Here is a 10406-nt window from a genome sequence, read left to right as displayed (position 1 = left end):
CTTGCATCCGCACGCACCAGACGACGCGAGCCCCGCCCTCCGGGCGAACGGCGCCATTTGTCAGACAGCCCCTAGGAGAAGCTGTGCCGCGCCTCGGGGAAGTCGCCCGAGATCACGTCCTGGGCGAAGGACCTGGCCGCCTCGCCCAGGGTCTCCCGCAGCCGCGCGTACTGCTTGACGAAGCTGGGCACCCGGCCCGCCGTCATGCCCGCCATGTCCGTCCAGACCAGCACCTGCGCGTCGGTCTCCGCTCCGGCGCCGATGCCGACGGTGGGGACGTGCAGGGAGCGCGTCACCTCCGCCGCCAGCTCCGCGGGCACGGCCTCCAGCACCACCGCGAACGCTCCGGCGTCCTGGACGGACTTGGCGTCGCGCAGCAGCTGCTGGGCCGCCTCCTCCCCCCTGCCCTGCACGCGGTAGCCCATCGCGTGCACGGACTGCGGCGTGAGACCGACGTGCGCCATGACCGGGATGCCCGACTCGACCATCAACTCGATCTGGTGGGCGGAGCGTTCGCCGCCCTCCAGCTTCACCGCGCCCGCGCCCGCCTCCTTGACGAGACGGGTGGCGCTTCGCAGCGCCTGCACGGGGCCCTCCTGGTACGTGCCGAAGGGGAGGTCCGCGACGATGAGGGCGCGCTTGGTGCCCCGTACGACGGCGGCCGTCAGCATCGCCATCTCGTCCAGGGTGACCGGGACGGTGTTCTCGTAGCCGAGGTGGCAGTTGCCCATGGAGTCGCCGACGAGCATCACGGGGATGCCCGACTCGTCGAAGACCGAGGCCGTCATGGCGTCGTAGGCCGTCAGCATGGGCCAGCGCTCGCCGCGGTCCTTGGCGGCGCCGAGGTCCCTGACGGTCACACGGCGGTTGCGTGCGCCGCCGTAGAGGGTGGCCGGCTGCTTCTGCGCATCAGACATGGCTGAACGCTCCTGTTTTGTGTGGTCTCGAGGCGCCCTGACGGCGTCCCCGGATACACGTCCATGCTGGCATGCGCCGCCTGCCGGCGGAAGGGAGAAGGGCATTCCGACGCCGGGCCCGGCCCGCTCCGGACGGGCGGGGGCGCGTCCCCGGAGGTGCGGGAAGGCCGTCGGCGGGAGGCCGGACAGCGGCCGTGCCGGGAGCTGTGCGGCGGCCCGTGCGGCGCGTCCGCGCACGTCGTGGTCCCGCGGCCGTGTGCCGGTTCCGTCACAGCATGCGCGGGAACTCTGGACACCGGAACCCCGGCTGCCCGGATATTCGTCCTGGCAGGCGCGGGGAGAGGAGCGCAAACGGATCGTGTTCGACCGGGTGTTGTGCGGGACGGCCGCGGTGCGGGGCCCGGCGTCGCGATCACCTAGGGTTCGACCAGGCACCGGCAAGGCAAGCGAGGAACAGCGGATGGCACGTGCGTACATGACCGATTCGGCGAAGACGTCGGGCGAGTCGCGCGGCTTCCTCTCCCGGTCCCGTGGGGACGGCGGCTCCGGGGCCCGCGGCCTGGTCGACTGGTCCCGCTGGGGCCGGTGGGGCGGCGGAGGCACGTGGCGCCGCGGCTGGGTGCTGGCCCTGCTCGCCGTGCTGCTGGGGGCGGCCCTCTTCTGGCATTCCGAGATCCCCAACACGATCGGCAACCTGGGCTCGCTGTGGGAGACCTTCCTGCCGTGGGGCGGCGTCCTCGTACCGGTGCTGGCGCTCATGGCCGTGCTGCGCCGCTCCGCGCTCGCCCTGGTCGCGCTGCTGCTCCCGGCGATGGTGTGGCTGCATCTCTTTGCCGGCCAGTTCACCAGCAAGTCGGGCACGGGCGGCGACCTCACCGTCGTCACGCACAACGTCAACGCGGGCAACCCGGACCCGCGCCGCACCGCGCGCGAACTCGCGGGCTCCGGTGCCGACATCGTCGCGCTGGAGGAGGTCGCGGGCGGGCAGGCGGAACTGTACGACAAGGGGCTCGCCGGCGCGTACCGCTACCACAAGCGCGTGGGCACTGTCGGTGTGTGGAGCAAGTACCCCATGCGCGACACGAAGACGGTCGACATCAAGATGGGCTGGCCGCGGGCGATGCGCACCACCGTCGACACCCCGCACGGAGGCGTCGCCGTCTACGCCGCCCATCTGCCGTCCGTGCGCCTGCAGTTCGCCTCCGGCTTCACGGCCGGGCAGCGTGACGACAGCGCCGCTGCGCTGGGCAGCGCCATAGCGGACGACCCCGTCGACAAGGCTGTCCTGCTGGGCGACCTCAACGGGACCATGAACGACCGCGCGCTCGCGCCCGTCACGTCACAGATGCGCTCCACGCAGGGAGCGGCGGGGGACGGGCCCGGCTTCAGCTGGCCCGCCTCGTTCCCGACGACGAGGATCGACCAGATCATGGTGAAGGGCCTCGAACCGGTCTCCTCCTGGTCCCTGCCCGCCACCGGGAGCGATCACCTGCCCGTCGCGGCGTCCGTGAACTTCTGAGGCTCTCTCCCCGCCGCTGCCGGTCCTCACCCGTCGGCTCCCCTCCCCCCTTCACCCGCGAGAGCGGTCTTCGCCGACGGCGGCCACCGGGCTCGTACGCCCCGGTGGCCGCCGTCGGCCGCTGTGAGGGCGCTCGGAGCGTGGTGAGGCGCCCGGCCCGCCCGTGGTGAGGGCGCCCGGGTTCAGGTGCGTGTCCGCCCGGCGTGCGCCTGCGGGACGGCCTGCCGTGGCACGAATCACGCGCTCCGCGCCCGGCTGTTGCCGTCCTGAGACACGTAGCGGCGCTGTGAGGCAAGCGCATCTGACAGACTTTGTTCCGTGTGAGAACATAAGAAGCTGTGCCTGCGCCCGACGCCGTTGTTACGCAGGTCTCTAGCGCGTATCCCCCTTAGAAAACCTTACTTAAGACCTTGATCGACCCTGCCTTGAAAGGTTCCGCCTCATGCCTCTGGCCTTGCTCGCCCTCGCGATCAGCGCCTTCGGAATAGGCACCACCGAGTTCGTGATGATGGGCCTGCTGCCCAACGTCGCGCGAGACATGGACACCTCCGTGCCCACAGCCGGACACCTGGTCTCCGCCTACGCCATCGGCGTCGTCATCGGTGCCCCGCTGCTCACCGCGCTCGGCACGCGCACGCCCCGCAAGCGGATGCTTGTGCTGCTCATGGGGCTGTTCACGGTCGGCAACCTCGCCTCCGCCCTGGCGCCCAACTACGCGGCCCTGCTCGCCGGGCGCGTGCTGGCGGGCCTCCCGCACGGCGCCTTCTTCGGCGTCGGCGCCGTCGTCGCCGCACGGCTGGTGACGGAGGACCGGCGTGCCCGCGCCGTCGCCACGATGTTCCTCGGGCTGACGGTCGCCAACATCGTCGGTGTGCCCGCGGGGACGGCGATCGGGCAGGCTCTCGGATGGCGGGCGACCTTCGTCGTCGTCAGCGCCATCGGCGTGCTGGCGATGGTGACGCTCGCCGCGATGGTGCCCGAGATGAGCGCCGAGCGGCGGACCGGCCTGCGCCACGAGGTCCGCGCCCTCGGCAACCGTCAGGTGATCCTGGGGCTGCTGACCGCGGTCTTCGGGTTCGGCGGCGTCTTCGCCGTCTACAGCTACCTCGCCTCGATCATGACCGAGGTCACGGGCCTCGCCGAGTCCTCCGTGACCGTGGTGCTCGCCCTCTTCGGCATCGGCATGACGCTGGGCGCGCTCGTCGCGGGACCGCTGACGGACCGCGCCCTGCGCCCGACGCTCTACGGGGGCCTCGGCTCGCTCGCCCTGGCCATGGTCACCTTCCACGCAGTCGTCGACGTCAAGTGGGCGGCCATGGTGATGGTCGTCGTGCTGGGCGGTCTCGGCTTCATGACGACGACCCCCCTGCAGATGCTGATCATGCAGAAGGCGCGGCAGGCACCCACCCTGGCCTCCGCCGGCAACCAGTCCGCGTTCAACCTCGCCAACGCCGGCGGGGCGTGGCTGGGCGGCGCCGCCGTCGCTGCCGGCTGGGGCTGGACCTCGCCCATGCTGGTGGGTGTCGTGCTGGCCCTGGCGGGGCTCGGCATCGCCGTGCTGGCCGGGATGCTGGACGGCGCCCCGACCGTGGCCCGCTCCCGCATCGTGGCGCGCGGCGTCCCGGGGCTGCGCCGGGCCCGCGCCGCGGAGAGCGTCACCGGCTGAGCCGGGAGGACGCCGGGGCCGGGAGCGGACAGGCTCCCGGCACGGTGGCGTCACGACGACAGGGGCCCGCGCCGGTGTGCGGGCCCCTGTCCGTTCCCGCCCGTGGGCGGCCAGGGCCGCGGACCCGGATGGCCGAGCCGCGGCGCGAGCGGCGGCCGGAGGCTGTTCAATCGCACACATGGCAGCCGACGAGCCGGAATCGGGCGGTACGGGCACGGGCGGGCAGCGGCGCGGCGTGTTCTGGGAGATGCTCGCCGGGCGCGTCGCCACGCCCCGTGCCTCGCTGCTCCTCGGCTGGGAGCTGGTCGAGGTCCAGCCGGACGAGGGCGCGATCGAGGTGGCGTTCCAGGCGGACGAGCAGTTCACGAACCCGGCGGGCGCGATCCAGGGCGGCTTCCTGGCCGCCATGCTCGACGACACGATGGGCCCGGCTCTGGCGGCGTCGCTCCCGGACGGGCAGCTCGCACCGACGCTCGATCTGCACGTCCAGTACCTGCGTCCGGCGCGGCCCGGGCGGCTGACGGGGCGAGGACGCGTCGTGCAGCGCGGCAGGCAGGTGTGCTTCCTCTCGGGTGAACTCGCCGCGGCCGACGGCACGTTGGTGGCCGTCGCGACGGCGACGGTGCGCCTCCAGACCCTGGTGTGACCGGAGGGGCGAGCGGTACCGCGGGGCTCCCCGCCGGCCGATGCGGCCTTGTCGGGCCCCGACAAGCTGCCTTCGCAGGCCCGTCGGCCTCAGGGCCTCCAGCCGCAGCACGTTCCCGGCACGCCGCTCCGTCTCATTCGGTGCAGCCTCGCTCGCCGGTGCGCCGTCCCTCCCGCCCGTCTCCGGGCCGTCCTTCTCCGGTGCCTTGCGATGCACCGCATCCGGCGTCCCGGGCTGATCGATGAAGATCCAAACGACACGCCCTAAGCCGGTACGGCGGAGCGGCGCGGGCGGGCCGCCGGGCGTTCGGCCCGCCAGCGCCGCTCCGCGTGCACGCGAGGGTGCGTCAGCCGGCCGTGCCGTCCCCGGGGCCGCTCTCCCGCCAGTGGTTGGTGATGGGCAGCCTGCGGTCCTTGCCGAAGCCCTTGCCGGAGATCTTCGTCCCCGGGGGGTACTGCCGCCGCTTGTACTCGGCGGCGTCCGTCATCCGCAGTACGCGCGTGACGACTTCGGGGTCGTAGCCGCGTTCGACGATGCCCTGGCGGCCCACGTCCCCGTCGACGTACAGCTTCAGGATGCCGTCCAGCACGTCGTAGTCGGGGAGGGAGTCGGTGTCGACCTGGTCGGGGCGCAGCTCCGCGCTCGGCGGCTTGGAGATGCTGTTCTCGGGGATGGGAGGTGTCTCGCCGCGTTCGGAGGCGGCGCGGTTGCGCCACTTCGCCAGCCGGAAGACGTTGGTCTTGTAGACGTCCTTGATGGGCCCGTACGCGCCGACGGAGTCGCCGTACAGCGTCGAATAGCCGCACGCCAGCTCGGACTTGTTGCCCGGAGCGAGCACGATGTGGCCCTCCTGGTTGGAGATGCCCATCAGCACCACTCCGCGCAGCCGGGACTGGAGGTTCTCCTCGGCGACGCCGGTGAGCTCCATCGAGTCCATGAACGTGTCGAACATCGAACCGATCGCCACGGTGCGGTAGTTGAGCCCTGTGCGCCGTGCCATCTCCGCGGCGTCGTCCTTGGAGTGCTCCGAGGAGTAGCGCGAGGGCATGGAGACGGCGTGCACGTTGGACGGGCCGAGCGCGTCGCAGGCGATCGCCGCGGTGAGCGCGGAGTCGATGCCGCCGGAGAGGCCCAGCACCACCGAGCTGAAGCCGTTCTTGGACGCGTACGCCCGCAGACCGGTGACGAGCGCGGTGTAGATCTCCTCGTCGTCCTCCATGCGGGGCGCCTCGCTGCCGGTGAACTCCGGCTCGTACGCCTCCAGCGGGTCCGCGCCGAGGGTCACGTGCTGCACGGCGAGGCCGTCGTCCACGACCCCCGAGGGGGGCTCCGCCGCGGCCGCGGGCAGGTCCAGGTCGAGGACGAGGCACGTCTCCTCGAACTGCGGTGCGCGCGCGATGGTCTCGCCGTCGCGGCCGACGACGATCGAGTCGCCGTCGAAGACGAGCTCGTCCTGGCCGCCGGCCATGGCGAGGTACGCCGTCGTGCAGCCCGCCTCCCGGGCCCGCCTGCGGACGAGGTCGAGTCGCGTGTCGTGCTTCTCGCGCTCGTACGGGGAGGCGTTGACGGAGAGCAGCAGACCCGCACCCGCGGTGCGGGCGGCGGGGACGCGGCCGCCGTTCTGCCACAGGTCCTCGCAGATGGCGAGGGCGACGTCGACGCCGTGGACGCGGACGACGGGCAGGGTCTGACCCGGCACGAAGTACCGGAACTCGTCGAAGACGCCGTAGTTGGGCAGGTGGTGCTTGGCGAAGGTCAGGACGACCTCGCCGCCGTGCAGCACGGCCGCGGCGTTGAGCGGCGCGCCCGCGGGACTGCCGAGGGAGGCGCGGACGTCCTCGGCGCGGTCCAGGTAGCCGACGACGACGGGGACCCCGCCCAGACCCTCCTGCGCCAGCCTGCCCGCGAGCGTGCTCAGCGCGGCGCGGCTGGCCTCGACGAACGAGCCGCGCAGGGCCAGGTCCTCCACCGGGTAGCCGGTCAGCATCATCTCGGGGAACGCGACGAGATGCGCCCCCTGCTCCACGGAGCGCCGGGTCCAGCGCAGCACGGAGGCCGCGTTGCCTTCGAGGTCGCCGACGGTGGAGTCGATCTGGTTCAGGGCGAGACGTAGTTGAGGCACGCCGCCCACTGTAATCGTCTACCTGACGCGTGAAAGAGGGCGCCGGTACGGGCAGGAACGAGGGGCGCGGCAATGCACTCAGAGTTACCGGCCGGACACGTATGAGTACGTGCCGAGGCGGCCTGTCAAAACGGAACGAGTGGATCCGTGAATTTCACGAGGGAACCGGACACGCGGTGTTCACGTCACCGTCACAACCGTATCCAGTACGCAAGGTCACTTACGCGAGGGTATCCGCAGCATTTCGATACCTGGTGTACTGGATTCGACGCCCGCCTGGCGGGCATCGGTCAGTGACGTGAACTCGCCACAGCACAGGGGGAAGCACATGTTGGAGGCCCTCGGTCTCGAACCCGTCCAGCAGCAGGCCTACGAGGCGCTCGTCGACGGAGCGGTCACCGTGCGGGAGCTTCGCGAGGCGCTGGGCCTGAGTGCGGCGAAGGTGCGCGAAACCCTCACGGCGCTGGAGAAGTTGAGCCTGGTCGGCAGGTACCCGGGGGAGCGGCGGGGAGAGGAGCGCTTCCTGCCCGTGGCGCCCGAGGTGGCCTTCGAGTCGCTGCTGCTGGCGCGCGAGGAGGCCATCCACCGCACCCGGCGGCACATCCAGCTCCTGGCCACCCGGTTCCGGGCCAACGCGACCGCGCGCGACCCCGTCGACCTCGTGGAGATCGTCACCGGGCGGGCGGCGGTGATCCAGCAGGTCGACCAGCTGCAGTACAGCGCGCGGCACCAGATACGCGGCATCGACCGGCCTCCGTACGCCAACAGCGACCCCGACCGGCTCGACCCCAAGACGGGCATGATGCCGGTGCAGGCCAAGACCATGCGGCGCGGCATCGGCTACCGCGTCATCTACGACACCCACGGTCTGGAGACCTTCCACCGCATCCACACCGACATCGAGGCCTGCGCCGAACTCGGCGAGGAGGCGCGGGTCATGGCCGATACGCCGACGAAGCTGCTGGTCGCGGACGACCGCGTCGCGCTGATCCCGCTCCGCTCCGCGCCGCACGAGATGGCGAGCAGCGTGGTCGTGCACCCCTCGGGCCTGCTCGACGCGCTGTGCGAGTTCTTCGAGGTGCTGTGGGCGCGTGCGCTGCCGCTCTCCGCGTACCTCGCGGGACGGCCGGGCGGGGCCGGGGACGCGCCGTCCCCGGACGAGGCGCGGCTGCTGGCACTGCTGACGACCGGGATGACCGACCAGGTCATGGCGCGCCAACTCGGCGTCAGCTACCGCACGTTCCAGCGCCGCCTGAGCGGGCTCATGGAGCGGCTGGGAGCCGGCACGCGCTTCCAGCTCGGCATGCGCGCCGCCAGCCTCGGCTGGGTGTCGCAGCCCTCGGAGAACGAGGCGCGGCTGGCCGCCGGAGGTGGCGCGAACGCGTCAGGATCCGGCCATGGACGCCAGGCTGTGACCGGCGGTAAGACGGGTGTCCGATCCGCGAAGAAGGCCCCACAAGATGTGGCTTCGAACACTGACCGGTAACTCTTGTTCTCGGCCTGGACGGTGTGCGAACTTCAGTGCGTGACGTCGTTCCGCCAGGACGGCGGACCACGCGAAGACCACACGGCCGGACGCCTCTGAACGCTCCGGCCAGGCAACAAACAGCCGCGGTCCGGTATCCCCCACTGCCGGACCGCGGCTTACGTTTTGGAGCCCCCGGCCCGCCCGCTCGCCCCCTTCCGCCGCGGCCCTTCCGGCCCGCCCGCGCCGGCGCCGTCGGACGCAGGCTGCCGAGGCCGGGCCCGGGTGGACCCCCAGGCTGCCGGGCGGCCGTCCGCCGCGCGGTCGGGCACCTCGTCCGGACGCCCCTCCCGCGGCGCGGGGAGTGCGCCTTACGGGGTGCGCCTCCTGAGCGACCCCGGGTGCGCTGCCCGCTCCGCTTCACCTTGTCTCCCCACGTTCGCCTCCCCTCGTTCCCCTGGCTCCGCAGCGGGCCGCGGCCCAGCGCTCCCCGCGGAGCCGCCTGCCCGCGGGCGGCCCCGCGGGCCCACGGGACGGCGGCTTTCCGCGTGGTTCACTGGAGAAGCGGCGCGAACGGTGGGCGCAGGCAACGTTCCGGAAACCGTGTGGTGGGATGCTCGTCCCCGTCCCGGGCCACCCGGGACACGAGGCCCGACGGGGTGTCGCCCAGGGTGCGGGCGGGCACGCTGAGCAGCGAGGATGGGTGACTATGGATAAGCAGCAGGAATTCGTGCTCCGCACGCTCGAGGAGCGCGACATCCGGTTCGTCAGGCTGTGGTTCACCGACGTGCTCGGCTTCCTCAAGTCCGTCGCCGTCGCGCCCGCGGAGCTGGAGCAGGCCTTCGACGAGGGCATCGGTTTCGACGGTTCGGCGATCGAGGGCTTCGCCCGGGTCTACGAGTCGGACATGATCGCCAAGCCCGACCCGGGCACCTTCCAGATACTGCCGTGGCGCGCGGAGGCCCCGGGAACGGCGCGGATGTTCTGCGACATCCTGATGCCGGACGGCTCCCCCTCCTACGCCGACCCGCGCTACGTGCTCAAGCGCAGCCTCGCCAAGGCCTCGGATTTGGGCTTCACCTTCTACACCCACCCGGAGATCGAGTTCTTCCTGCTCAAGGACCGGCCGGTGGACGGCACGCGCCCCTCGCCGGCGGACACCTCCGGCTACTTCGACCACACCCCGCAGCACGTCGGCATGGACTTCCGTCGGCAGGCGATCACGATGCTGGAGTCGATGGGCATCTCCGTGGAGTTCTCCCACCACGAGGGCGCCCCGGGGCAGCAGGAGATCGACCTGCGCTACGCGGACGCGCTGTCCACGGCCGACAACATCATGACGTTCCGGCTGGTGATGAAGCAGGTCGCGCTGGAGCAGGGCGTGCAGGCCACCTTCATGCCCAAGCCCTTCTCCGAGCACCCCGGCTCCGGCATGCACACCCACCTGTCCCTCTTCGAAGGCGACCGCAACGCCTTCTACGAGTCGGGCTCGGAGTACCAGCTCTCCAAGGTCGGCCGCTCCTTCATCGCGGGCCTGCTCACGCACGCCGGTGAGATCTCCGCCGTCACCAACCAGTGGGTCAACTCCTACAAGCGCATCTGGGGCGGCGCGAACCGGACGGCGGGGGAGGGCGGCGAATCGCCCTCGTACATCTGCTGGGGCCACAACAACCGCAGCGCACTGATCCGGGTCCCCATGTACAAGCCGGGGAAGATGGGCTCCACCCGTATCGAGGTGCGCTCGCTCGACTCGGGCGCCAACCCCTATCTCGCCTACGCCACTCTGCTGGCGGCCGGGCTCAAGGGCATCGAGGAGGGCTACGAACTCCCGCCGGGCGCCGACGACGACGTCTGGGCCCTCTCCGACGCCGAACGGCGGGCGATGGGCATCGAACCGCTGCCGCAGAACCTGGGCGAGGCCATCACCCTGATGGAGCGCAGCGAGCTGGTCGCGGAGACGCTGGGCGAGCACGTCTACGACTTCTTCCTGCGCAACAAGAAGCAGGAGTGGGAGGAGTACCGCAGCGAGGTCACCGCCTTCGAGCTGCGCAAGTCCCTGCCGGTGCTGTAG

7 protein-coding genes are annotated in these 10406 nt (G+C 71.6%); 5 read left to right on the top strand and 2 right to left on the bottom strand.

What is annotated here, in order from left to right; genetic code table 11:
• Nucleotides 1-71: 71 nt before the first annotated feature.
• On the bottom strand, nt 72-917 hold the full coding sequence (panB, locus tag IEY56_RS20350) for a 3-methyl-2-oxobutanoate hydroxymethyltransferase (RefSeq protein WP_189038676.1): 846 nt from the start codon (nt 915-917) through the stop codon (nt 72-74).
• Nucleotides 918-1377: 460 nt separating this feature from the next.
• Between panB and IEY56_RS20345 the strand changes: the two genes are divergently transcribed.
• The 3 genes from IEY56_RS20345 to IEY56_RS20335 all read left to right on the top strand — a co-directional run bounded on the left by IEY56_RS20345 (nt 1378) and on the right by IEY56_RS20335 (nt 4748).
• Nucleotides 1378-2436 carry an endonuclease/exonuclease/phosphatase family protein gene (locus IEY56_RS20345; protein WP_189038675.1) on the top strand — a complete coding sequence of 353 codons (1059 nt, stop codon included), beginning with the start codon at nt 1378-1380 and terminating at the stop codon, nt 2434-2436.
• Between the two features lie 442 nt (nt 2437-2878).
• On the top strand, nt 2879-4102 hold the full coding sequence (locus IEY56_RS20340) for an MFS transporter (RefSeq protein WP_189038674.1): 1224 nt from the start codon (nt 2879-2881) through the stop codon (nt 4100-4102).
• Nucleotides 4103-4280: 178 nt separating this feature from the next.
• The gene (locus tag IEY56_RS20335) at nt 4281-4748 is read left to right on the top strand and encodes a PaaI family thioesterase (RefSeq protein ID WP_189038673.1); all 468 of its coding nucleotides are present in this window, start codon (nt 4281-4283) and stop codon (nt 4746-4748) included.
• Between the two features lie 346 nt (nt 4749-5094).
• Here IEY56_RS20335 and IEY56_RS20330 read toward each other — a convergent pair whose 3' ends face one another.
• A complete protein-coding gene (locus IEY56_RS20330; protein ID WP_189038672.1) occupies nt 5095-6870 on the bottom strand; it encodes an NAD+ synthase in 1776 nt (591 codons plus the stop codon).
• Between the two features lie 328 nt (nt 6871-7198).
• On the opposite strand from IEY56_RS20330, the gene IEY56_RS20325 reads away from it, so the two are divergent.
• Nucleotides 7199-8356 (top strand): helix-turn-helix transcriptional regulator, encoded by a 1158-nt coding sequence (locus IEY56_RS20325; RefSeq protein WP_189038671.1) that lies wholly within the window; start codon nt 7199-7201, stop codon nt 8354-8356.
• Between the two features lie 688 nt (nt 8357-9044).
• Nucleotides 9045-10406: a gamma-glutamylpolyamine synthetase GlnA2 gene (gene glnA2, locus IEY56_RS20320; RefSeq protein ID WP_189038670.1), complete on the top strand. Its 1362-nt coding sequence runs from the start codon at nt 9045-9047 to the stop codon at nt 10404-10406.

The organism is Streptomyces daqingensis (genome assembly GCF_014645895.1).
Lineage (GTDB): Bacteria > Actinomycetota > Actinomycetes > Streptomycetales > Streptomycetaceae > Streptomyces > Streptomyces daqingensis.
Note: the sequence above shows the minus strand (reverse complement) of the source record. Positions and strands in the feature narration are given on the sequence as shown.

Bases quoted from the DNA above. Each gene is read 5' to 3' on its own strand.
- panB (WP_189038676.1), bottom strand. From the start codon at position 917: ATGTCTGATGCGCAGAAGCAGCCGGCCACCCTCTACGGCGGCGCACGC.
- IEY56_RS20345 (WP_189038675.1), top strand. From the start codon at position 1,378: ATGGCACGTGCGTACATGACCGATTCGGCGAAGACGTCGGGCGAGTCG.
- IEY56_RS20340 (WP_189038674.1), top strand. From the start codon at position 2,879: ATGCCTCTGGCCTTGCTCGCCCTCGCGATCAGCGCCTTCGGAATAGGC.
- IEY56_RS20335 (WP_189038673.1), top strand. From the start codon at position 4,281: ATGGCAGCCGACGAGCCGGAATCGGGCGGTACGGGCACGGGCGGGCAG.
- IEY56_RS20325 (WP_189038671.1), top strand. From the start codon at position 7,199: ATGTTGGAGGCCCTCGGTCTCGAACCCGTCCAGCAGCAGGCCTACGAG.
- glnA2 (WP_189038670.1), top strand. From the start codon at position 9,045: ATGGATAAGCAGCAGGAATTCGTGCTCCGCACGCTCGAGGAGCGCGAC.